The 21,877-nt window shown below is 67.7% G+C and carries 21 protein-coding genes; 7 read left to right on the top strand and 14 right to left on the bottom strand.

Annotation, left to right across the window (positions count from 1 at the left end):
• Positions 1–14: 14 nt before the first annotated feature.
• The gene (locus tag AAHB16_RS04410) at positions 15–974 is read left to right on the top strand and encodes an LLM class oxidoreductase (protein ID WP_342050202.1); all 960 of its coding nucleotides are present in this window, start codon (positions 15–17) and stop codon (positions 972–974) included.
• A gap of 13 nt (positions 975–987) precedes the next feature.
• Here the strand turns inward: AAHB16_RS04410 and AAHB16_RS04405 are convergent, their stop codons facing one another.
• The 4 genes from AAHB16_RS04405 to AAHB16_RS04390 all read right to left on the bottom strand — a co-directional run bounded on the left by AAHB16_RS04405 (position 988) and on the right by AAHB16_RS04390 (position 5,131).
• Entirely contained in the window at positions 988–2,064 is a 1,077-nt protein-coding gene (locus AAHB16_RS04405; RefSeq protein ID WP_342050201.1) for an NAD(P)H-dependent flavin oxidoreductase, read from the bottom strand.
• Between the two features lie 9 nt (positions 2,065–2,073).
• Positions 2,074–3,231 (bottom strand): YbfB/YjiJ family MFS transporter, encoded by a 1,158-nt coding sequence (locus tag AAHB16_RS04400; protein ID WP_223851722.1) that lies wholly within the window; start codon positions 3,229–3,231, stop codon positions 2,074–2,076.
• On the bottom strand, positions 3,224–4,105 hold the full coding sequence (locus AAHB16_RS04395; RefSeq protein ID WP_150374557.1) for a LysR family transcriptional regulator: 882 nt from the start codon (positions 4,103–4,105) through the stop codon (positions 3,224–3,226). The genes AAHB16_RS04400 and AAHB16_RS04395 overlap by 8 nt, the downstream gene beginning before the upstream one ends.
• A gap of 114 nt (positions 4,106–4,219) precedes the next feature.
• Complete coding sequence (locus AAHB16_RS04390; protein WP_150374556.1) at positions 4,220–5,131, bottom strand: LysR family transcriptional regulator; 912 nt, start codon at positions 5,129–5,131, stop codon at positions 4,220–4,222.
• A 145-nt stretch (positions 5,132–5,276) separates the two neighbouring features.
• Between AAHB16_RS04390 and AAHB16_RS04385 the strand changes: the two genes are divergently transcribed.
• The 4 genes from AAHB16_RS04385 (at position 5,277) to AAHB16_RS04370 (ending at position 10,596) form a co-directional block, all read left to right on the top strand.
• Positions 5,277–6,848, top strand: a complete 1,572-nt coding sequence (locus AAHB16_RS04385; protein WP_342050200.1) for a methyl-accepting chemotaxis protein — start codon at positions 5,277–5,279, stop codon at positions 6,846–6,848.
• A gap of 112 nt (positions 6,849–6,960) precedes the next feature.
• On the top strand, positions 6,961–8,148 hold the full coding sequence (gene gltS, locus AAHB16_RS04380) for a sodium/glutamate symporter (RefSeq protein WP_342050199.1): 1,188 nt from the start codon (positions 6,961–6,963) through the stop codon (positions 8,146–8,148).
• 2 nt (positions 8,149–8,150) lie between these two features.
• Positions 8,151–9,635 carry a TAXI family TRAP transporter solute-binding subunit gene (locus tag AAHB16_RS04375; protein ID WP_342050198.1) on the top strand — a complete coding sequence of 495 codons (1,485 nt, stop codon included), beginning with the start codon at positions 8,151–8,153 and terminating at the stop codon, positions 9,633–9,635.
• An 88-nt stretch (positions 9,636–9,723) separates the two neighbouring features.
• The gene (locus AAHB16_RS04370; RefSeq protein WP_150374552.1) at positions 9,724–10,596 is read left to right on the top strand and encodes a flagellar brake protein; all 873 of its coding nucleotides are present in this window, start codon (positions 9,724–9,726) and stop codon (positions 10,594–10,596) included.
• A 10-nt stretch (positions 10,597–10,606) separates the two neighbouring features.
• Here the strand turns inward: AAHB16_RS04370 and AAHB16_RS04365 are convergent, their stop codons facing one another.
• The 9 genes from AAHB16_RS04365 to AAHB16_RS04325 form a co-directional block, all read right to left on the bottom strand.
• A complete protein-coding gene (locus tag AAHB16_RS04365) occupies positions 10,607–11,146 on the bottom strand; it encodes a thioredoxin family protein (protein ID WP_342050197.1) in 540 nt (179 codons plus the stop codon).
• Positions 11,139–11,285, bottom strand: coding sequence for a hypothetical protein (locus AAHB16_RS04360; RefSeq protein ID WP_191002361.1), 147 nt, complete (start codon positions 11,283–11,285; stop codon positions 11,139–11,141). The genes AAHB16_RS04365 and AAHB16_RS04360 overlap by 8 nt, the downstream gene beginning before the upstream one ends.
• Positions 11,286–11,447: 162 nt before the next feature.
• A complete protein-coding gene (locus tag AAHB16_RS04355) occupies positions 11,448–13,781 on the bottom strand; it encodes a xanthine dehydrogenase family protein molybdopterin-binding subunit (protein ID WP_342050196.1) in 2,334 nt (777 codons plus the stop codon).
• Positions 13,778–14,251 (bottom strand): (2Fe-2S)-binding protein, encoded by a 474-nt coding sequence (locus AAHB16_RS04350; protein ID WP_150374549.1) that lies wholly within the window; start codon positions 14,249–14,251, stop codon positions 13,778–13,780. Before AAHB16_RS04350 ends, AAHB16_RS04355 begins: the two co-directional genes overlap by 4 nt.
• A gap of 122 nt (positions 14,252–14,373) precedes the next feature.
• Positions 14,374–15,156: an alpha/beta hydrolase gene (locus AAHB16_RS04345; RefSeq protein ID WP_342050195.1), complete on the bottom strand. Its 783-nt coding sequence runs from the start codon at positions 15,154–15,156 to the stop codon at positions 14,374–14,376.
• 102 nt (positions 15,157–15,258) lie between these two features.
• Complete coding sequence (locus AAHB16_RS04340) at positions 15,259–16,191, bottom strand: LysR family transcriptional regulator (RefSeq protein ID WP_150374547.1); 933 nt, start codon at positions 16,189–16,191, stop codon at positions 15,259–15,261.
• Between the two features lie 39 nt (positions 16,192–16,230).
• A complete protein-coding gene (locus AAHB16_RS04335) occupies positions 16,231–17,748 on the bottom strand; it encodes a CoA-acylating methylmalonate-semialdehyde dehydrogenase (RefSeq protein WP_150374546.1) in 1,518 nt (505 codons plus the stop codon).
• 114 nt (positions 17,749–17,862) lie between these two features.
• On the bottom strand, positions 17,863–18,393 hold the full coding sequence (locus AAHB16_RS04330; protein ID WP_342050194.1) for a GNAT family N-acetyltransferase: 531 nt from the start codon (positions 18,391–18,393) through the stop codon (positions 17,863–17,865).
• 14 nt (positions 18,394–18,407) lie between these two features.
• Positions 18,408–19,361 carry an AraC family transcriptional regulator gene (locus AAHB16_RS04325; protein WP_150374544.1) on the bottom strand — a complete coding sequence of 318 codons (954 nt, stop codon included), beginning with the start codon at positions 19,359–19,361 and terminating at the stop codon, positions 18,408–18,410.
• Between the two features lie 112 nt (positions 19,362–19,473).
• On the opposite strand from AAHB16_RS04325, the gene AAHB16_RS04320 reads away from it, so the two are divergent.
• Positions 19,474–20,460, top strand: coding sequence for an SDR family NAD(P)-dependent oxidoreductase (locus AAHB16_RS04320; protein WP_342050193.1), 987 nt, complete (start codon positions 19,474–19,476; stop codon positions 20,458–20,460).
• A gap of 12 nt (positions 20,461–20,472) precedes the next feature.
• On the opposite strand, the gene AAHB16_RS04315 is transcribed toward AAHB16_RS04320, so the two are convergent.
• A complete protein-coding gene (locus tag AAHB16_RS04315; protein ID WP_150374543.1) occupies positions 20,473–21,051 on the bottom strand; it encodes a TetR/AcrR family transcriptional regulator in 579 nt (192 codons plus the stop codon).
• A 128-nt stretch (positions 21,052–21,179) separates the two neighbouring features.
• Here AAHB16_RS04315 and AAHB16_RS04310 point away from each other — a divergent pair, with 128 nt between their 5' ends.
• On the top strand, positions 21,180–21,824 hold the full coding sequence (locus tag AAHB16_RS04310) for a glutathione S-transferase (protein ID WP_150374542.1): 645 nt from the start codon (positions 21,180–21,182) through the stop codon (positions 21,822–21,824).
• Positions 21,825–21,877 lie beyond the last annotated feature (53 nt).

Genomic DNA, 21,877 nt, shown 5'->3' with positions numbered 1-21,877 from the left:
CAGGAGAAAGCGCCATGTCGTCGAACGCCGAACGCGATGCGGTACCCATCGAGGCACGTGTCTTCGAGCCGGACCGATTGTCGGTCGGGCTCGTGTTGCCGCTGCTGGGAAAGGGCGAGATCGTCGCGGATTTCGGGCAGCAGCTGGCGCTGGCCGAACACGCGGACGCGCTGGGTTTCCGTGCGCTGTGGGTCCGCGACGTGCCGCTGAACAGCGATGCGTATCCGGATCCGGTCGGCCATCTCGATCCGTGGGTGCTGCTGGGCGCGCTGGCCGCGCGCACGCGGCGCATTGCGCTGGTCAGCGGTGCCGTGGTGCTGACGCTGCGGCATCCGCTGCATATTGCCAAGGGGGCGATCTCGGTGAGCGACCTGTCGGGCGGCCGCTTTATCCTCGGGCTCGGGTCGGGCGACCGGCCGCCCGAGTATGCGGCGTTCGGACAGGACACGGAGGCGCGGCGCGATCTGTTCCGTTCGCACTGGGAAACCGTGGCGGCGGCGCTCGATCATCCGTCGCGCGTGGTGCCCGATGTGCGCGCGGACGACGCGCCCGAGTTCTATCTGTTGCCGCGGCTGCCGGGGCCGGTGCCGATGATGGCGGTCGGCTCGGGGGGGCAGAGCGTGGACTGGATCGCGCGGCATGCCATTGGCTGGATGACGTATCACCGCGACCCCGATGCGCAGCGCGATCGGTATCGCATGTGGCGCAATGCGGCCGAGCGCTGGTCGGGCGGGCGGTTTCGCGCGTTTGGCGTGGCGACGCGGCTCGAACTCTGCGACCGGCGTGACGAACCGCCGGTGCCGATCCATCTTGGCTACCGCACGGGCGCCCGCGCGCTGGTGGACCTGCTGGAGGCAATGCGCGACGCGGGCACGCACCATGTCGCCTTCAACCTCACCGACTCGCCACGCCCGCCGCGGGAGGTCATGGAGGAGCTTGCACGGGACGTGCTGCCCGTGATGCACGGTAGCTGAGCGGTGCGGGAGATCACCCGCGCAGGGCGGCGACGGTCTCGTTCAACTCCTTCGCCAGCGTGGCAACGAGTTCGGCCGACGACATCGCCCGTGCAAGCGAGCCCGCCTGGCCCGACCACTGCGCCGCATAGTCGGCCGACCCCTTCGCCTTGGCCGCCGCATGCAGCGACTTGCCCGCGTCATAGGTAATCGGATAATCGGGCACGCGCGGATGCCCGGGCGCCTCGCCCAGCGCCATCAGGCGGTTATGGATGCCACGCGCCGCGCGCCCGGAGATCGAGCGCGTGAGCGCCGTGCGGAACGGCGCACCCGATAGCAGCGCATTGCGATACGCCGCATCCGCGGCCGACTCGGTGGTCGTCACGAATGCCGTACCCAGTTGCGCGGCCTGCGCGCCAAGCGCCAGCGCCGCCGCGATGCCGGCGCCGTCCATGATCCCGCCCGCGGCCACGACCGGCAGCTTCGTGTTCTTCACGAGCACACGCACGAGCGCCATCGTGCCGAGACCTTCATCGACCGCGTTCAGGTCGAACATCCCGCGATGGCCACCGGCCTCGACCCCCTGCGCCACGATCGCATCGACGCCCGCCGCCTCGATCAGTCGCGCTTCCGCAAGGTTGGTCGCGCTCGCCATCAGATAGATGCCCGCCGCGCGCAAGCGGTCGAGCCATTCGCGGCGCGGCAGCCCGAAATGCAGGCTCACCACGGCAGGCTTCTCCTCGAGCAGCATCTCGAGCATTTCCTCGTCCGCGACAAAACTCTTGTAGATCTCGGCCAGCCGCGTCGGCGGCTCCGCGCCCCACTTGGCGAATTCGGGCGCCAGGTAGTCCAGCCATGCGCGCTCGACCGCCGCGTCCGCGACCGCCGGCGGGTGGCAGAACAGATTGATATTGAACGGCTTGTCCGTGAGCGCGCGCGTCTCGCGAATGACCTTGCGCGCGCCGGCCGCATTGGTCGCGCCCACGCCCAGCGAGCCGAGGCCGCCCGCATTGGAAACCGCCGCCGCCATGGCCGGCGTACTGACGCCCGCCATGGGCGCCTGGATGATGGGCAGCGTGATGCCGAGACGATCGAGCAGGGAACTAGTCATGATGAACTCTCAGAGAAAGCAGAACACGGTGGCGGTCACCAGCGCGCCAGCGGCACTGACCAGCGGCAGCGTGAAGCTGTGCGAATGGCCCATCAGCGCGCTGGAAGCCAGTGGCCCGGCGATCTGGCCAATGCCGTAGGCGGCGGTCAGGACCGCGACGATATTGAAGTTCACGCGATGCGCGACATGCCGCGCCGCGGACAACGCGATGGTCGTGGTGCCGACGAATGTCGCGCCGACCAGCACCGCGCTGCCGAGATAGCCCGCGGCCGACGGCACGAGCACGGGCAGCAATACGCCGATCGCCTGCAGGATGAGGTTGACCGACAGCGCACGGCGCGTGCCAAAGCGCTCGTGCGCGGCATGCCAGACGAAGCACGACGGTGCCGCGCCAAGGCCGAACGCCGCCCAGACGTGGATCGGATCCACATGACCGAGCGCATCGTGGATAAACAGCGGCAGATAGGTCGCGGTCACGATATAGCCATACCCGGCCAGCCCATAAGCGGCGATCAGCGGCCAGGGACCGACGAGCCCGGGCAGCGCGCCGTGGGCGGCGGCATCCGCGGTATTGCGATACTCGCGGCCCAGTGCGGGCCACGCGACCAGCACGAATGCCGCGGCCGCGACCGACAGCGCAATCCACACGGCAGGGCTCGACCACCCCGCGAGGTTGCCGCCCGCGATGATCTCTGCCGAAACGAGGATACCGACCCCGACGCCCGCGAACAGCAGCGGCGCGCCGCGATGATTGCCGACATGCGAAAACAGCCAGACCGCCGCGGCAACGAGGCCGAACGCGCTGAGCACCCCCGCCACGAAACGGATCGCAATGACCACGCCTGCGGGTACGGGCAGGGCCAGCGCCAGCAGCGCGAGCACGGTCCCGACGAGGGCCGCGCGCGTGATCGCGGCAGCGCGCGCGGTGGGCAGGCGCGAAGCCAGCAGCGCGCCGATCAGATAGCCCGCATAGTTGCCGGAAGCCGCCCACGACCCCCCATCGACGGAGAGCAGATGGTCGCGCACCATCAGCGGATACATGCCCGTGAACGCAAAGCGCCCGAAGCCCATGGCGACCGACAACGCGAGCATGGCCGCGATGGTGGCGCCCAGCTGGGATGCGGCGGCCGGTGCCGCGCGCGCGGCAGTGGAGTGGAGGCTAGACACGTTGCAACTCCTCGAGGAATGCCGTGTACGCAACCGTGTCGTAGCCCTCGCGGCGAATCAGGTACGTCGGTACCTTGCGCAGGCTGATGGTCTGTACGTCGAGCGTATACCGATGTTGATCGAGTAGCGACTTCGGTACGATCGCTACTGCGGCGCCGGCGCTGACGCTGGCCAGCATCGCGTGATAGGAGGACATCTCGAGCACCTTGATGTCGGGCGCGCCTTCGCCTTCGCTGGCCAGCCAGTCGAGCGCGCATTGCCGGTACGTGCAGCCGCGCGCGAAGGCGGCCAGCGTCCGGAGCGCGAGGTCCGACGGGCGGCGCACGCGCTTGTGACTGGCCGGTGCCACGAGGACGAGGTCTTCGGTGAACAGATAGCTGCCCGCGATGCCGGGACCGAAGTCAGGCGGCAGGTCGGAACGTGTATCGGGCGCGGCATGCGCGACGAGCGCGCAGTCGAGCCGATGGCCCGCCACGGCATCGGTCAGGAACTGCGTCGTGCCGGTCTGGAGCTCGAGCTCGACATCGGGCCACTGCTGATGAAACCGGGCGAGCGGATGCGTGAGCCGGCTGGCGGCCGCCGCTTCCATCGAGCCGACACGCAGGCGCCCCGTGGGCACGGCCTGCTGCATCGACTGCCGCGCCTCCTCGGCCAGCGCGAGCAGGCGGTTGGCGTACCCGAGAAACCGCTGGCCCTCGGGCGTGAGCACCATGCGCTTGCTGTCGCGGCGGAACAGCGACACGCCGAGCGACTCCTCGAGTTGCTTGACGCGCGTGGTCACGTTGGACTGCGCGCGGTCGAGCGCCGCGGCGGCCCGCGTCACGCTCTGCTCCTGCGCGACGGTGCGGAATATCTCGAGTTCGGCCAGATCCATGATGTTCGGATGATCCTAAAAACAGATCGATGTCGAAATCATGTTCGTATATTGAGATGAACAAGTCAAGGCGGAACCGGGCCGAAACCTGTTCCACGATGTATCAACTGATGTTCAGTCCGAGAATTTCTCGACGAGGAAATCGACCAGCGCACGCACGCGGCTCGACAGATGGCGCGCATGGGGATAGAGCAGCACGAACGGCCGCGAACTGCCGCCGAAGTCCTTGAGCACCTCGACCAGCGTGCCGTCGCGCAGGTCCTGCTCGACCACGAACCGGTAGGTCTGGAACAGGCCGGCACCGGCGCGCGCGAGCGTGGCACCGCCCAGCGCGTCCTCGGCGGTCCGATAGGTGCCCGTGGTGGCGATCTCGACGGTTTCTCCCTCCACCTGGAAGATCCACGGCAGGCGCCGGCCGCTGCTGGGCATGTCGAAGCCGATGCATTCGTGGGCGTGCAGATCGTCGAGCGTCTCGAGCGGCGCGGCGTGCTTCAGATAGGCGGGGGTGCCCACCACGACCATCTCCGCATCCTCGAGCTTGCGCGCGATCAGCGTCGAGTCGTCGGGCGCGCGGCCGCGGACCGACAGGTCGAACGTGTCGTCGGCAAAGTCCACGTTCCGGTTGCTGATATGGACGTCCATCTCGACGTCGGGATAGCGCTTGCGGAATTCCGGCAGCGCCGGCAGCACGCGGTAGTGCGCGTACGGCGTCGGCAGGCTGATGCGCAGCCGGCCCGACGGCGCGGCGTGCTGGCCGCTGACCATGCGCTCGGCATCGACGAGCTGGGCCAGCGCGACGCGCGCCTGCTCGTAGTAGGCGCGGCCTTCCTCGGTCAGCCGGATCTGGCGCGTGGTCCGCACGAACAGCCGGACGCCGAGCCGCTCCTCGAGCCGCGACACGCTGCGGCTGACCGCCGCGGGCGTCACGCCGGCGGCGACGGCCGCCGCGGAGAAGCTGCTGAGCTCCGCGGCGAGGTTGAACAGTTCGATGCTGCCGAGCTGGAGATCGTCGAATTGGCGCTTCATGATCCGGGGGGCGGTCTGAAAATGGATGCCATCGTACTCCGAGGCGCATGTTTTCGCCTCGGAGACCATACATTACAGACGTTGGGTCTAAAGTGCTGCCGTTTTACGCCGTTACGTAGGCAAGTCCACGTAACAGGTGCCCATCATGTTCAACAGGTTGTCCATCCGGCTGCGTCTCAATGCGGCACTGGTCCTGCTTGCCGTGCTGCTCGCGGCTGTCGGCGTCATCGGCGCGGTGGGAATGCAATCCGCCGACCGCGATATCAAGGAAATCTACGGCAAGGAGATGGCCGCGATGGCGCATGTCGCGCGCTCCCAGCTGAACCTGACCGTGGTGCGCACCACGCTCGACCGCGTGATGCTGCATCCGGAGGCCCCCGACGCGATGGCGACCGTGGACAAGGCGCAGGCTTACCGCGCCAAGGCCGACGAAGCGTGGAAGGCCTACCTCGCGCTGCCGATGTCGCCGCAGGAAGAGGCGCTCGCGGAGAAGGTCGACGGCATTCGCGCCGCGTATTTCAAGGACGGGCTCGATCCGCTGTTCGCGGCGCTGCGCGCGCGCGATACCGCCACGGCCGACAACATCATCATGGCCATGCTGCCGCCGCGCAATGCGGGGCTCTCCGCCGCGATGGAAGACCTCGAGCGCGAACAGCGCAAGCAGGCGGAGGCGCTCTACGCGCAGGCCACCGATCGGACCCAGCATTTCCTGTGGCTCGTGATCGGCGCCATTGCCGTGGGCGTGCTGGCCGCGCTCGGCTGCGCCATCGGCCTGCAGCGCGCGATCTCGGTCCCGCTCGTGCGCATGCTCGACAGCTTCGACGAAATCGCGCGCGGCAACCTGACGCAACCCATCCAGGCGACCACGCACTGCGAAATGGGCCGTCTGATGCGCGGCCTGCATCAGATGCAGCAGGGGTTGATCACGACGATCCAGACCATGCGCGGCGGCAGCGAGGCGATTGCCAGCGCCACCGGGCAGATCTCGGCGGGCAACCAGGACCTGTCGCAACGCACCGAGGAGCAGGCCAGCGCGCTGCAGCAGACCGCGTCGAGCATGGAAGAACTGACGTCGATCGTGCGCCAGAACGCGGACAACGCGAAGCAGGCCAACCAGCTTGCCGTCGATGCGTCCGACACGGCGGCGCGCGGTGGCGAGGCCGTACGCCGCGTCGTGGACACGATGAGCGAGATCGATGCCGCATCGAAGAAGATCGGCGACATCACGAGCGTCATCGAGGGCATCGCGTTCCAGACCAATATCCTCGCGCTCAATGCCGCGGTGGAAGCCGCGCGTGCCGGCGAGCAGGGCCGCGGTTTCGCGGTGGTCGCGGGCGAAGTGCGCGCGCTCGCGCAGCGTTCGGCCACGGCGGCGAAAGAGATCGTCACGCTGATCCACGACACCGTGAGCCGCGTGGAAGCGGGGACGCGGCAGGTCGATCAGGCCGGCACCACGATGGGCGAGGTCGTGCAGGCGGTGCGCCGCGTGACGGACATCATGGGCGAGATCAGCGCGGCGTCCGTCGAGCAATCGGCCGGTATCGAGCAGGTGAGCCACGCCGTCAACCAGATGGACCAGGTGACGCAGCAGAACGCCGCGCTCGTGGAAGAGGCCGCGGCCGCCGCGCAGGCGCTCGAGGAGCAGGCCGACGTGCTGCGCGGCACCGTGGCATCGTTCCAGTTGCCCGTGTCCCGCGGCGTGCCGATGCTCGCCTGAGCCGGAGATAGCTGACGCAGTCAGGAAAAGTCGGGTTGCAATGACGGCGGGTGCGCCCTATGGTCATCAATAGGGAGTCGTTCGAGAGCGAAGAACAAGGGAGATTTCCCGAATGAAACTCGAACCCGTCGCCAGTCTGCTGGCTGCGCTTGTCATGCTGCTCATCGGCGCGCTGATCAATCGGCGCGTCGGTGTGCTATCCCGCTACAACATCCCCGACCCGATCACGGGCGGACTGCTGTTCGCGGTGCTCGCCTCGCTGGCCTATGCCACGAGCGGGTTCCAGGTCACGATGGAGCAGAGCATCAAGCCGACACTGCTGCTGATGTTCTTCGGCGGCGTCGGCCTGACCGCGGACCTGCGCATGCTGCGACGCGGCGGCCGCGCGCTGGTGATCTTCCTGATCATCCTGTTCCCGTACATCCTCGTGCAGAACCTCGTCGGCGTGTCGATGGCGAAGGCGCTCGACCTCCATCCGATCTTCGGGCTCGTCGGCGGCTCCATCACGCTAGTCGGCGGGCATGGCACGGGCGCCGCCTACGCCGAACGCTTCGCCGAGATCAACAACCTGCAGCAGGTGATGGAACTGTCGATGACGGTGGCGACCATCGGCCTGATCGTCGGCGGCATCATCGCGGGCCCCGTGGCGCAGTACCTGATCGGCAAGTACAACCTGCGCTCGGCGGCCGACGACGCCGCGGTGGCCAGCGAGCGCGAGGCCGCCTCGCCCATCTCCACCGTGGCCGTCATCGGTTCGCTGGCCGGCATTCTCGCGGCCGTGGTGGCCAGCCGCTGGCTCGCGGAACGGCTCTCGGGCGGCGCCATCACGATACCGTCGTTCCTCTGGTGCATGATGGCCGGCATCGCGCTGCGGAACCTGCTGCCGTTCGTCGGCGTGAAGTGGGACGACCGCGCGGCCGACCTGATCTCCAGCACGTGCCTGTCGCTGTTCCTCGTCATGACGATGATGGCGCTCGACGTCGTCGACGTGGCGCGCTCGGCGGGGCCGTTCCTGCTGATCATCGCCATGCAGGTGGTATTCATCGTGCTGTACGTAATCTTCGTGTGCTTCCGCTTCATGGGGCGCGATTACGAAGCCGCCGTCACGTCGGCCGCATTCATTGGCTTCAACATGGGCTCGACGGCGACCGCCATGGCCAATATGGCCGCGATTACCGCGCGCCACGGGCCGGCGCCGAGCAGCTACCTGATCGCGCCACTGGCCGGCGCGTTTTTCGTCGATCTGATGAACGCGTTCGTGCTCACGGTGATGCTCGCGTTGCCGTTCATGGGGGGCTGATCATGGGCGCGCCCGCGTTTCGCAGCCTGATCGTCGCCACCGCCGCGCTGTGGCTCTCCGCCTGTGGCGGCGGCCCCGATGTGGCCGCGTTGCGCAATGGCGTGGATGCGCGTCTTGCGCAGGCACTGCCCGCCGGCACGATCGAGGTGGCGGACTTCGCGCGCCGCGGCTCGCAGGCCGACATCAAGGCGCCGTCCGGCGAGACGCGGCGCGTCGTCTATTTCGATACCGAACTGCGGCTCAAGCGGGACTTCGATTTCGGCGCGTGGGATGCGCCCGGTGTGGCCGGGCTGGTCTCGGCGCTCGGTGCCGGACCCAAGGGCATCAGCGGCATTACCTCGGGCGGCAACAAGGCCGGCGACATCATTCGCGCGCACGGCACCGCGCTGTATCGCCGCGAAGGCAACGACTGGGTCGCCGTGTCCGCGGGCGGCTACCGGCCCGCCGAGGCACCGGCCTATGCGACCAACGCCACGCAGGGACCCACCGCGATCCTCGACGCCATGCGCAAGGTCGTCGATGCCGCGCAGCAGTCGGCCTCTCCGGCGGAACAGGCCGTGGTCCAGCAGGAACTGCAGGCGGCCTACGCGACGATCCAGGCGCGGCGCGCGCGTCTCGACGCGGGCTATGCGATCGCGGCGGGCGCCGAGCACGGCCAGTATCTGCGGCTGGCGCAGGCCATGGCCGCGACCTCGAAGGTGCGCGCGGTCCCGCTCGTCACGCATGGGGGCGAGGAAAACCTGCGCCTGCTGCGCGATGGCCGCGTGTCGCTCGCGCTCGCGCAGGGCGATGCCGCGCTCGATGCCTACGAAGGCAAGGGTGCATTCGCGGAGAGCGGACCCTATAGCGCGCTGCGCGCGATCGGCAGCCTGTATCCGGAGGCCGTGCACGTGCTGGTGAGCGCGCGTGGGCCCGTCAGGTCGATGGCCGACCTGCGCGGCAGGCGCGTGGCGATCGGCACGCCCGGTTCGGCCTCGCGCACCACGGCGGTGCGGGTCCTGCAGGCGCATGGTCTGGCGCTATCGGACGTCGTGGCGAAAGAGTTGGCCATCGGCGATGCGCTCGTCGCGCTGCGCGCGAACGAGGTCGACGCGGTGGTGCAGATCATCGGGGTGCCGGCGGACAGCGTGCGCGACATGCTCGCCGACGACCAGATCCGGCTGCTGCCGCTGAACAAGGCCGGAATCGACGCGCTCGTGGCCACGCAACGCGGATACTTCCCGTACACGATCGTCAAGGGCGCCTACTCGGAGCAGGACCAGCCGGTGCCCACCGTTGCCACGGCCGCCGTGCTGCTGGCCGGTGCCGACCTGTCCGATACCGAGGTGGGCAGCGTGACGCGCGATGTCTATGGCAAGGGCAACGACCTGGCCGCGCGCGGCAGCGCGCAGGGCGTGCAGATCGCGCCCGAGAACGCGAGGCAGGGCTTGTCGATTCCGCAGCACCTGGCGGCATCCAAAGTGCTCGACGGCATGTCCGCGCGGTGACCCGCACCCCACTCGAACGCGCCCAAACTGCCGCCCGAGTTTGCTAGAGTTATGGATGAGGCGCTCGCGGCGCAATTGGATTCCTTTTATGCGAAAAGAGGTTCAGGCGGACGACATCGAACTGGGCAGGCCCCTGAAATCGGCGCTGGTCGACGAGCTCGGGTTTCCGGTAGCGGACGAGGGCACCGTCTTCCAGACCGACGAGGAACGCCGGATGGTGCTTCAGGCCGGCCGCTGCTTCTGGGCGGACGACATGGCGCCGCTCGGCGCGGACGAGCCCGGATCGCCCTGGCACGACCGCTACGGCCTGCCGGTGGGCACGCTGCTGCACGTCAAGCGGCCCGGCGATGCGAGTCGCGCGGCCGTCAGCCGGCTGATCGGCTTTGCCGAAGGCGCGGCCTTTATCGCGTGGCCGAACCTGACCGGCAAGGCGGTCGATGTCGTCGAGGGCGAAACGGTCCTGTTCCGCGGCTTTACCGGCACCAGCATCCTGAGCTTCTCCGCGCGCGTCCATGCATCGTCCCGCACGCCGTTTCCCTATTGGATGCTGGCCGATATCCAGAACGTGGAGACCCGCGAGATGCGCGGCAGCGTGCGCGTGCCCGTGCGCGTGGTCGCCAAGCTGACGGTCGTCGATGGCAGCATGCCGCCCCAGACGGTCTTGCTGACGGACCTGAGCCTGGGCGGGGCATCGATCAACACGGCCAGCGATGCGCTGTCCGAACCGGGCCGCGAGGTCCGGCTGGAGTTCACGCTGCGCGCGGCTGGCATCAAGTCGAAGTTCTCGATTACGGGCTTTACGCGCGACGATGGCGACGGCACCGTCGAGGCGCCGTTCCACGGCGTGGGCGTGGCGTTCGACGGCTGCGGCGAACGCGAGGCCATCCTGCTCCACGCGTTTATCCACGAGAAGCTGCTCGAGAGCGCCACCATGCGGCCCGGTGGCGCGCTCGGGGAGTAACCCTCAACCCTCAGGGCTTGCGCTCGGCAAGCAGCTTCTGGATGACGGACTCGGTCTCGGCGTAGGCGCCTTCGCCATAGTGCTTGTAGACGATCTTGCCGTCGGCGTCGATCAGGTACGTCGCGGGCCAGTACTGGTTGCTGTACGCGGACCACGTCGCATAGTTGTTGTCCTGCGCCACCGGGTACGTGATGCCGAAACGCTTGATCGCGGCCTCCACGTTCGACGTCGATTTCTCGAACGGAAACTCGGGCGTGTGCACACCGACGACCACGAGGCCCTTGTCCTTGTACTTCTCGTACCACTGCTTGACGTAGGGCAGCGTGTTCACGCAGTTGATGCACGAGTACGTCCAGAAATCGACGAGCACGACCTTGCCGCGCAGCTGTTCCATCTTCAGCGGGGGCGAGTTGAGCCACTTGTCGATGCCGGCGAACTCGGGCGCCTTGCCCTGGTCGCCGACGGTGGGCGTGCCGATGCTGGCGCCCGCGCCAACGATATAGAGGGCGGCCACGCCGGCGGCGAGGGCGACGCGGATGGCGTTACGCATGATGGGACTCCTTGCCGGTTGCGCGGCGTGGTTGCACCGTTGCCGGTTTGGCGGGCACCCAGCGGCAGGCAGCGGTGGCGCGCAGCTCGCCGGTGAAGGCCGACAGGATCATGCTGGCGAGAATCAGGGTTCGCTTCATGGTTTGCCTCATGGATGACAGGGTTGAGGCGATTATGGACAGCGTTGCCGCACGGGCTGTGTCGCTTTGTATCTGCCGGGCCGAACGACACGCAACTTTGCAAAAAAGGCAAAAAAAAACGCCGCAGCGCGAGCTGCGGCGTCGATCGCGGAGCGCGGAACGTCAGGCGCGCGTGAGCTGATCGCGGATCGGCAGCGAGCGGATACGCTTGCCCGTTGCCGCGAAGATTGCGTTGCACAGCGCGGGCGCGACGGGCGGCACCGGCGGCTCGCCGACACCGCCGGCGGGCACGTCGAAGTCCCCGCCGACCAGCCACGTATGGATCGCGCGCGGAGCCATATGCGAGCGCAGCACCTCGAAGTCGTGGAAGTTGCTCTGCTGCACGCTGCCATCCTTGAACGTGATCTCGCCGAGCATGGCCAGGCCCACGCCCATCACGCAACCGCCTTCGACCTGCGAACGGATACGCTCGGGATTGACCTGCGGCCCGCAGTCGATCGCCATATCGACACGCGGGATCGTGATCTCGCCCTTGGCATCGACGGCCACTTCCACCACCGTGGCCACGTACGTGACGAAGCTGTATGCCATGGCAATGCCGAGGCCGTGGCCCTTCGGCAGCTTGCGGCCCCAGTTCGCGCGGCGCGCGGCTTCTTCGACGACGCGGCGCATGCGGCCGGTGTCGAGCGGATATACCTCGGGGGACTCGTTGTAGTTCCACTTGTCCGACAGCGTGGTCGGGTCGATGCGGCGCGGCGGGCCGATCAGGTCCAGCAGATAGTCCTTCGGGTCGCGGCCCGCCTTGTGGGCGAGTTCGCTGACGAAGCTCTGCACCGCGAATGCATGCGGAATATTCGAGACCGAGCGGAACCAGCCGATGCGTACGTGCGCGGGCACGTCCGCCGACTCGAGCCGGATGGCGGGAATCCCGTAAGGGATATTGATCGCGGTCATCGCGGCTTCGAAGTCGGCCTTGCCTTCGGCACCCACCTTGAAGGTGGAGGCGATGGTCGGCGCGGCCGAGCGATGCAGCCATGCGGTCGGCTTGCCGCCATTGTCGAGCGAGGCCTCGAGCCGTTCCACGGACACCGTGTGGTAGTAGTCGTGGCGAATATCGTCGTCGCGCGTCCACTGGAGCTTGACCGGCGTGCCGCCGAGGGCCTTGGAAACCAGCGCGGCCTCGGAGATGAAGTCGGCCATGGACTTGCGGCCAAAGCCGCCGCCGAGCAGCGTCAGATGGACCGTGACGTCCTTCGGGTCGAGCCCGACATGCTTGGCCACGCTTTCCAGCGCGCCCTGCGGGGCCTGCGACGGCGCCCAGATCTCGCACTTGCCATCGACGAAGCGCGCGGTGGCCACCGGCGATTCCATCGACGCGTGCGCGAGGTGGGGAATGTAGTACTCGGCCGAGATCTTGCGCGCGGCCGGCGCGGCGGACAACGTCGACAGTGCGTCGCCGTCGTTGCGCATGGCCTTGCCCGGTTGCTTCGAGGCGGTCTGCAGCGCGCCGCGGAACGCGACGGAATCGTACGCCGCGTTCGTCGTCCCCGCGTTATCCCAGTCGATCTTCAGCGCGGCGCGGCCCTGCATCGCGGCCCACGTATTGGACGCGACCACGGCGATGCCGCCCACCGGGTTGAACAGCGGCGGGCCGTCATAGGGCTTGATCTCGACCACGCGCTGCACGCCCGGGACCTTCAGCGCCTCGGTGGCATCGTAGCTTTTCACCTTGCCGCCGTAGACCGGCGGGCGCGCGATCACGGCGTACACCATGCCCGGCAGGCGGACGTCGATGCCGTACGTGGCCCGGCCGCGCGCGATATCGCGGCTGTCGGTCGGCAGGATCTTGCCCTTGCCGATATAGCGGAACGCTTCGGGCTTCTTGAGCACGAGCGTGTTCGCGGCCGGCACGGGCTGCTTTGCCGCGGCTTCCGCGAGTTCGCCGAAACCGAGGCGTCGGCCGCTGGCCGTGTGCAGGACCTCGTGGTTGCGTGCCTGCACCTCGCTGACGGGCACGCCCCACTGGGCGGCCGCGGCGGCTTCGAGCATCTGCCGCGCGGAGGCGCCCACGCGGCGCATCGGCGTGAGGAAATGGCGCATGCTGCGGGAGCCGTCGACGTTCTGGCTGCCGTAGCGTGCTTCGTTGGCGTCGGCCTGCACGATCTTCACGCGGGTCCAGTCGGCTTCCATTTCGTCGGCCACGACCATCGGGAGGCTGGTGCGTACGCCGGTGCCCATTTCCACGCGGTGCGCGACGATGGTCACGGTGCCGTCGGTGGCGATCGACACGAAGACGAGCGGATTGTCGACCACGCCGCCCGGCATCGCGTCACCGCCATACTTCTTGGGCTCGGCCGCCTGGGCCAGCGTCACGACGCCGCCCATCTGCACCGCCAGCGTGAGCGCGGCGCCGCCTTGCAGAAAGCGCCGGCGGGAAGGACGCGAAGGGAGGGCGGACGCGTCGGCGGCCGGGTTGTGTTCGGTCACCGAGCTCATGCGGTCCTCCCATTCAGCGTGGCGGCGGCGCGCTTCACGGCTGCGTTGATGCGCGTATAGGTGCCACAGCGGCAGATATTGCCGCTCATCGCGGACACGATCTGGGCATCGGTGGGACGGGGGTTGGACTTCAGAAACGCGGTCGCGGTCATGATCTGACCGGCCTGGCAGTAGCCGCACTGCGCCACGCCAAGCTCGACCCAGGCGTCCTGGACGGCCTTGCCGACGCGATCGTTTTCGACGGACTCGATGGTATTGACCGACTTGCTGGCGACCGTCGAGATCGGCGTCACGCACGAACGCGTGGGCTGGCCATCGACGTGGACGGTGCAGGCACCGCAGAGCGCCATGCCGCAGCCGAACTTCGTACCCGTGAAGCCGAGCGAATCGCGCAGCGTCCACAGCAGGGGCGTATCCGGTGAAAGGTCCACCTCATGGACCTGACCGTTGATTTTTAGTGTGGTGGTCATCGTGTCTCGTGCAGGGATGGGAGGGGCCACAATCGGCCCCCCGGCATCCTACGAGACTGCTTCGCCGCTGGGAAGTGGTTAGCCGGTTCAAAGACTTAGCAACGGCATTTCACAATCGGCGATCAGTTTCCCGACTGGCCGGCGGCCTGGAGGATCAGGTTCGCGACTTCCTGCGGGTGCGAGAGCAGCGAGACATGGCTCGACGGCAGTTCGATCGTATGGGCACCCATGCGCTTGGCCATAAAGCGCTCCAGATCGGGGTTGATCGTGCGGTCCTCGGTGGATACGGCGTAGTACGACGGCTTCTGGCGCCATGCGGCGACCGTGGTCCTGGCCATCGTGAGCGGGCGGCCCATCGGCTGCTGCACCGCATAATACGCGCGCGCCTGCTCGACGGGCAGGTCGCCGGCGAAGTCCTTCACGAACGCCTGTTCGGACAGCTTGGCGTAGTCGCCCGACCATTGCAGGCCGGCGCCGGCCGGGGCGGACGGGAATTTCTTCGTCAGGGCAGGGTAGTCTTCGCCGGCGTCCGGCGCGCGGGCGGCGATATAGACGAGCGACGACACCTTGGGATCGACGCCGGCCTCGCTGATGACCATGCCGCCATAGGAATGCGCGACCAGCACGGTCGGGCCGTCCTGCAGCGCGAGGGCGCGCTTGACGGCGTCCACGTCGGCATCGAGCGAGGTGGTCGGGTTCTGCACGGCGGTCACGTGCAGGCCCTTTGCCTGCAGGATTGGAATGACCTTCTCCCAGCTGGAGCCGTCGGCGTACAGGCCGTGCACGAGCACCACGTTCTTGACGGGCGCGGGCTTCTCCTGCGCGTGTGCGGCTTGCGAGAAGCCGAGAACACCAAAAGCGGAAATCGCGGCCACCGCGGCCACCAGCGAGCGTTGGAGTTTCATGTTCAGTCCTTTCGAGTGTGGGAAAACAGTCGTGTCATGCGCTGTCTGCCAGTAGGACGAACGGTGGCGCCGGGCTATTCCATCGACGGTGGGAAAAATTTTTCAGGTCTTGAAACCGTCCTTGAGCGCCTGCCGCAGATACTCGACGAATGCCCGTACCGCGAGCGGCACATACGGGCTATAGGGCCGGATGGCGAACAGGTGGTTGCCGAACGCGCCGGCCGAGCGCCAGTTGGGCAGGACCTGCACGAGCCTGCCCGCGCGCAGTTCGTCCTGCGCCGAGAAATCGGGGAGCAGCGCAATGCCGAGCCCCTGCAAGGCCGCCTCGCGCAACACCTCGCTATTGTTCGCCGCAAAGCTTCCGCGAATCGCGACATTGCGCCGGGCGCCGTTGCCGCGCACGGGCTCGAAGCTCCATGCCGGGGACTCGCCGCGCCGGAAGTAGGGCAGGCAGACGTGATCCGCCAGCGCCTCCGGCGTGGCCGGCGTGCCATGGCGGTCCAGATACGCGCGGGAGGCGACCAGCACCGCGTGCGTGCGGCATAGCGTCCAGGCCACGTGGGTGTCCGGCGCCGCCGCGGTGTGACGAATCGCCAGATCGAAGCCTTCCTGCACGAGCGAAGACAGCCGGTCCGACAACTCCAGTTCGATCCGCACGTCTGGATGCGTCTTCAGGAATGCCGGAATGCGCGGCACGATCTGCTGGCGGCCCAGCGCGACCGGTGCGGTCACCCGCACCAGCCCCCGCGGCTCGCCGACGAGATCCCGCACCCCGGCAAAGCTCCGCTCGATCTCGTCGAACGACTCGCGCGTGGCGTCGGCGAGCTGCTGGCCCGCCTCCGTCAATCGCATGCTGCGCGTGGTCCGCCGGACGAGCGCCACACCGGCCGCCCGTTCGAGTTCGGCAATCCGCTGGCTCAGCGCGCTCTTGCTGAGCCCGAGGCGCGCCGCGGCAGCCGTATAGCTGCCGAGCTCGCCGAGCACCACCAGTGAATAGACGTTGGACCAGCGCGTCTCTTTGTTATCGTTTTCCATCCGCACATTGTTCGCTTCATCGAACAGTGCGTCAACGCATTACTTCGAGGTCGGCATCGCGAATTCGGCGCCCTTGTCGATGCTCTGCGGCCACCGCTGCATGATCGACTTCTGCTTGGTGTAGAACCGCACGCCTTCCTCGCCATAGGCGTGCATGTCGCCGAACAGGCTGCGCTTCCAGCCGCCGAAGCCATGCCATGCCATCGGCACCGGAATGGGCACGTTGATCCCGACCATCCCGACCTGGATGCGGCGCGAGAACTCGCGCGCCACGCCGCCGTCGCTCGTGTAGCAGGACACGCCGTTACCGAACTCGTGCGCGTTGATCAGGTCGATGGCCGCGCCGAGGTCCTTCACGCGGACGCAGCCCAGCACCGGCCCGAAGATTTCCTCGTTGTAGATGCGCATCGACGGCGTGACGTGGTCGAACAGCGTGCCGCCCACGAAGAAGCCGCCCGCATGGCCGGGAATTTGCAGGTTGCGGCCATCGACGAGCAGCTGCGCGCCTTCCTCCACGCCCAGCCCGATATAGCCCTCGATGCGTTCCTTCGCCTGTTGCGTGACCACCGGGCCCATCTCGGACTTGTCGTCCATGCCGTTGCCGATGACGAGACCGCGCGTGCGTTCCGCCAGCACCGGCATGATGCGATCGGCGATATCGCCGACCAGTACCGCCACGGACACGGCCATGCAGCGTTCGCCCGCCGAACCGTAGGCGGCGCCGATCAGTGCATCGACGGTCCGCTCGACGTCGGCATCGGGCATGACCACGAGGTGGTTCTTCGCGCCGCCCAGCGCCTGCACGCGCTTGCCGCGCGCGGCCGAACGCTCGCTGATGTACTGTGCGATCGGCGTCGAACCGACGAAGCTCACCGCGCGCACGTCGTCATGATCGATCAGCGCATCGACCGCCTGCTTGTCGCCCTGCACGACGTTGAACACGCCCTTGGGCAGGCCGGCCTGCGCGAGCAGGTCCGCCATGAAGAGGCTGGCGCTCGGGTCGCGCTCGCTGGGCTTCAGCACGAACGTGTTGCCCGTGGCGATCGCCACCGGGAACATCCAGCAGGGCACCATGCAGGGGAAATTGAACGGGGTGATGCCGGCCACCACGCCCAGCGGCTGGCGCATGGTCCAGTTGTCGATGCCGGTGCTGACCTGATCGGTGTAGTCGCCCTTGAGCAATTGCGGAATGCCGCAGGCAAACTCGACGACCTCGATGCCGCGCGTGACTTCGCCCTGCGCGTCCGAGAACACCTTGCCATGCTCGGCGGTGATGATCGCGGCGAGCTGGTCGCGGTTCTCGTTCATCAGTTGCAGAAAGCGCTGCATCACGCGGGCGCGGCGCAGCGGCGGGGTATCGGCCCAGGCCGGGAACGCGGCGGCCGCGGCTGCCACGGCGGCTTCCACTTCCGCGCTACCACCGAGCGCCACGGTACGCGCGGCCTCGCCGGTGGCCGGATTGAATACCGGCTGCGATCGGTCGCTCATCGCGGCCACGTGCTCGTTGTTGATGAAGTGGCCGACCTGGCGGTTATCGGTGAAGGCGGTGACGCTCATGACTGGGCTCCTCTCTATGGATGGGGCCAAGTGTATGAGCGCGCCGAGGGGCATTCAATGCATGAACGCTTCACACATTGTTAAGCTAACTGAACAATAGCTGGATGCGGGCGATCAGCGCAGCGGCTTTTCCAGTACGACGAAGTGCAGGTCGTCGCGCAGCGGCAGGCCCACGCTCGGATCGTCGTACGGAAACGGCACGGTCTCGCCATTGGGCAGATACCCTTGCCGCCCGTACCATGCGATCAGCTCGGTCCGCGCGTGCACGACGGTCATGCATGCCACGGCCACGCCACGGGCACGCAGCCAGTCCTCGGTCAGCGCGATCAGCCGCTTGCCCGCGCCGCCGCCCTGCAATGCCACATCCACGGACAGCATGCCGAGCTCGGTCCGCCCGGCGTCCAGCCGGTCCGCGCAGACGGTCGCGACCACGGGGCCGCCGGTCGCTCGCATGACGAGTACGGTCGGGTTGTCCGCGCCGATGAGCCGTGCCACCTGTGCGGCATCGATGCGCTGGCCGGCGATCAGGCCCGCCTCGGAGGTCCATCCGGCCTGGCCGTCCTGTCCGCGATAGGCGCCGTTGACGATGCGGACGATGGCGTCGGCGTCCGCGGGGGTGGCGCGGTCGAGCTGGTATGCGGTCATGCAGGGGGGCTCCGTCAAAGTTCCGGGGAGAGATCGGGGTTGGGGGCAACGGCACTGCCGCCGGCAAGGCGGTAGGCCGATGGGGGCACGCCGTAGACGCGCTTGAAGGCCAGGCTGAACGCACTGTCGGACTGGTAGCCGACGGATGCCGCGATGCGCTGCATCGGCTCCTCGCGGCCGTGCAGCGCGTGGGCGGCCACGCGCATGCGCCAGCGCAGCAGGTAATCGAGCGGGGCGACGCCCGTCAGCTGCTTGAACCGTGCCGCAAACGCGGAGCGCGACATCGCCACCTGCGAGGCGAGTTCCTCGACGCGCCAGGACCGTGTGACATCGCCATGCATGGCCCGCAGCGCGGCCGCGATGCGATCGTCGCGCAAGGCGCCGAGCAGGCCCGTCTCCGCGCCATGCCGGCACCAGTAGCGAATGATTTCCACGCACAGCATCTGCGCGAGCAAGGCCTGGCTCGCGTCGGCACCGGGCGTCGGTGCCGCGAGCTCGTCGCGCAGCCGCATGATCAGCCAGCGCATGGACGCCGCGCTCGGATCGGCCCCATGCACGACGACCACGGTGGGCAGCGTGGACATCAGGAATTCGATATCGAGCGCATCGAGCATCAGCGCGCAGCCCACGATATGGCACTGCGAGCCGCGCGTCGTGCCGCTCACGCCGTCGATCCTGCCGCGATGGTCGATGAACACTTCGGCGGCAGGCAGCGGCGTCAATGACGGATCGCTGCAAGTCTCGTAGGTGCCCGCGCGCGTGAGCATGAAACCGTCGCCCGTGCGCAGGCGAATAGGCGCCTCGAGGGCGTCATGGACGAGCCACGCCTCGCCCTCGGTGACGACGTTGATCTTGGTCGTATGGGTCTCGAAAGCCACCGCCCATTCGCCGCTCGCGTGCAGCGATCCGCTGAGCGTGCAGCGGGCGGCCAGCATCAGCAGCCATTGGGAGAGCGGGTCGGCGAGCATCCGTGGACGATCGAGTAAGGTTCGTGGACGAGCGATTATGGTCGCGGATCCGCATGCTGCCTAGACTGGGCGCCTCTCGTGACTCAAGTCAAGGCGCCAAGCCGATACATCCATGCAAATGCAAAAAAATCTCCAGCAACCGCTCGGCAGCGGGTTCGATCGGTGCACCACGGCCGTGCAGGCCGTCGCCGGCATGGACTTGCACGGCAGGCATTATGTCGTGACCGGCGGCCATGCGGGCCTTGGCCTCGAAGTCACGCGCGCGCTGACGGGCGCGGGCGCCACGGTATGGGTCGGCGCCCGCGACCCCGAACGCGCGGCGCGGGCCGTGGCCGGCCTGCCGCGCGTCCAGGTGGCCGCGCTGGAATTGACCGACGCGGCGTCGGTCGATGGCTTTGCGTCGCATGTGCTGGCCGGCGATGTTCCACTCCATGGCTTGATCAACAACGCCGCGATCATGGCCGTGCCGCTGCTGCAGCGCGATGCGCGCGGGCACGAATTGCAGTTGTCGACCAACCACATTGGACATTTTCGGCTTGCGGCGCGGCTCTGGCCGGCGCTCGTGGCCGCGCGCGGCGCGCGTGTGGTGGCATTGAGCTCGGGCGGGCACCGCTTCGCCGGCGTCGATCTGGAAGATCCGGACTACCGCGGGCGCCCCTACGACAAGTGGCAGGCGTACGGGCAGTCGAAGTCGGCGGCGTCGCTGTTCGCGCTTGAACTGGACCGCCGGGGCGCGCCCCATGGCGTGCGGGCGTTCTCCGTGCATCCCGGGGCGATCGAGACCGGGCTCGGCGTGCATCTGACGCGGCAGGATCTCGTCGAGATTGGCGCGCTGACGCCGGACGGCGAACTGACGCCCAGATTCGCGGCGCTCTACAAGACCGCGGAGCAGGGGGCGTCCACCACGGTCTGGTGTGCGACCAGCGCGCGGCTCGACGGGCTGGGCGGGCTGTATTGCGAGGATTGCGATGTCGCGCCGCTCATTCCCCCCACGTCGGACTCGCTGCACGGCGTGCTGCCGCATGCGGTCGATCCGGCCACGGCGCGCGCGTGGTGGACCGTCAGCGAGTCGCTGGCCGACCTCGCATTCCCGGTCTGACGGTTCGGACCATCACGGGCATAGCCCCGCCTCGCGGTAGGCGGCGATCACACGGTCGAACATCGCAACGTCCCGGTGTCCGCGCGCCACGAGCTGTGCGCCTTCTATCGCCGTGAAGATGGCCAGCGCGCGGCGCCGGCGGGCATCCTCGGGGGCCTTCTCCGGCGCGGGTTCCCCGCCAAGCGCCAGCAGTCGCGTGAGCCACGCGATATTGACGTCCGTAAACCGGTTCACCTCCACCTGCACCGCCTCGGGCAGGTCCGCGAGCTCGGCCGACATGATGCCGCAGAGGCACATCCGGTTGTCATTCTCGAGCGCCGCGCGGAATACCGCGACATAGCGGTCGAATACCTCGCGCTGCGAATGCGAGGTCAGCAGCAGCTCCTCCAGCAGCACCACGGCGTCGTCGGTATAGGCGCGTGCCAACGCCGCGCCGAGGTCGCCCTTGGTCGGGTAATGGTGGTGGACCGCCGGTCCCTTGATCCCGATTTCCTGCGCGATGTCCCGAAAACTGAGCGCGTTGTATCCGTGCGCCTGGACCATGCCGCGGGCGATCGAGAGGATGCGTTGCTTCGTATCGCTAGTAGCCATGCGGCATTGTAGCGAATGACTTAGCGCTAAGTAAGCTTGACTTGCGCTCAAATTTTCTCTTACGCTGTTTACCGACTTATCGATAGGTAAGTTTCACACCGAAAGTAAAGAATAAGGCGCAAAACAGAATGAAGCTCTACGATATCCCCGGTTTTCCCAACCCGCTCCGCATCCGGATCGTCCTGGCCGAGAAAGGCCTGGCCGCGCAGGTCGAGTTCGTCAAGGTCGATCTGCCGGCGGCGGAACACAAGCAGCCGCACTTCCTTGCCATCAATCCGACGGGCACGGTGCCGGTGCTCGAGCTCGAGGATGGCACCTATCTCTCCGAATGCACGGCCATCACCGAATACCTCGATAACCTCGACGGCAACCCCGTGCTGACCGGCCGCACCGCGCGCGACAAGGGCGTGATCCACATGATGCAGAAGCGCGCGGAGTCGCAACTGATCGATGCCGTGGGCATCTATTTCCACCACGCGACGCCGGGCCTCGGGGACGCGCTGCGCGCGTACAAGAGTCCCGAATGGACCGATCGCGAGGAATGGGGCCGCCGTGAGCGCGTGCGGGCGGAGGCCGGCATGCGTTATTTCGACGGCGTCCTGAGCAGCCAGCCGTATGTCGCTGGCGAGGCGTTCTCGATGGCCGATATCACGGTGTGGGCGGGCCTGCTGTTCGCGGGCTTCGCGCAGATTCCCGTGCCCGAGGACTGCGTTCATCTGCTGGCGTGGAAAGCGCGCGTGGACGCGCGGCCGTCGGTCCGGGAACCGGCCTGACCGGCCATCGGAACGGGCGCCAAGCAGCTTGAGGACGATCGAGGCATCATGTC

This window comes from Cupriavidus sp. OTU4054 (assembly GCF_038440175.1).
In the GTDB taxonomy this organism is placed as follows: Bacteria; Pseudomonadota; Gammaproteobacteria; order Burkholderiales; family Burkholderiaceae; genus Cupriavidus; species Cupriavidus pauculus_D.
Note: the sequence above shows the minus strand (reverse complement) of the source record. Positions and strands in the feature narration are given on the sequence as shown.

Coding starts and splice junctions, on each gene's coding strand:
- AAHB16_RS04405 (WP_342050201.1), bottom strand. CDS start 2,064: ATGACTAGTTCCCTGCTCGATCGTCTCGGCATCACGCTGCCCATCATC.
- AAHB16_RS04335 (WP_150374546.1), bottom strand. CDS start 17,748: ATGAGCGTCACCGCCTTCACCGATAACCGCCAGGTCGGCCACTTCATC.
- AAHB16_RS04310 (WP_150374542.1), top strand. CDS start 21,180: ATGAAGCTCTACGATATCCCCGGTTTTCCCAACCCGCTCCGCATCCGG.
- AAHB16_RS04375 (WP_342050198.1), top strand. CDS start 8,151: ATGGGCGCGCCCGCGTTTCGCAGCCTGATCGTCGCCACCGCCGCGCTG.
- AAHB16_RS04315 (WP_150374543.1), bottom strand. CDS start 21,051: ATGGCTACTAGCGATACGAAGCAACGCATCCTCTCGATCGCCCGCGGC.
- AAHB16_RS04410 (WP_342050202.1), top strand. CDS start 15: ATGTCGTCGAACGCCGAACGCGATGCGGTACCCATCGAGGCACGTGTC.
- AAHB16_RS04370 (WP_150374552.1), top strand. CDS start 9,724: ATGCGAAAAGAGGTTCAGGCGGACGACATCGAACTGGGCAGGCCCCTG.
- AAHB16_RS04345 (WP_342050195.1), bottom strand. CDS start 15,156: ATGAAACTCCAACGCTCGCTGGTGGCCGCGGTGGCCGCGATTTCCGCT.
- AAHB16_RS04395 (WP_150374557.1), bottom strand. CDS start 4,105: ATGGATCTGGCCGAACTCGAGATATTCCGCACCGTCGCGCAGGAGCAG.
- AAHB16_RS04360 (WP_191002361.1), bottom strand. CDS start 11,285: ATGAAGCGAACCCTGATTCTCGCCAGCATGATCCTGTCGGCCTTCACC.
- AAHB16_RS04325 (WP_150374544.1), bottom strand. CDS start 19,361: ATGCTCGCCGACCCGCTCTCCCAATGGCTGCTGATGCTGGCCGCCCGC.
- AAHB16_RS04365 (WP_342050197.1), bottom strand. CDS start 11,146: ATGCGTAACGCCATCCGCGTCGCCCTCGCCGCCGGCGTGGCCGCCCTC.
- AAHB16_RS04340 (WP_150374547.1), bottom strand. CDS start 16,191: ATGGAAAACGATAACAAAGAGACGCGCTGGTCCAACGTCTATTCACTG.
- AAHB16_RS04385 (WP_342050200.1), top strand. CDS start 5,277: ATGTTCAACAGGTTGTCCATCCGGCTGCGTCTCAATGCGGCACTGGTC.
- AAHB16_RS04330 (WP_342050194.1), bottom strand. CDS start 18,393: ATGACCGCATACCAGCTCGACCGCGCCACCCCCGCGGACGCCGACGCC.
- gltS (WP_342050199.1), top strand. CDS start 6,961: ATGAAACTCGAACCCGTCGCCAGTCTGCTGGCTGCGCTTGTCATGCTG.
- AAHB16_RS04320 (WP_342050193.1), top strand. CDS start 19,474: ATGCAAATGCAAAAAAATCTCCAGCAACCGCTCGGCAGCGGGTTCGAT.
- AAHB16_RS04350 (WP_150374549.1), bottom strand. CDS start 14,251: ATGACCACCACACTAAAAATCAACGGTCAGGTCCATGAGGTGGACCTT.
- AAHB16_RS04355 (WP_342050196.1), bottom strand. CDS start 13,781: ATGAGCTCGGTGACCGAACACAACCCGGCCGCCGACGCGTCCGCCCTC.
- AAHB16_RS04390 (WP_150374556.1), bottom strand. CDS start 5,131: ATGAAGCGCCAATTCGACGATCTCCAGCTCGGCAGCATCGAACTGTTC.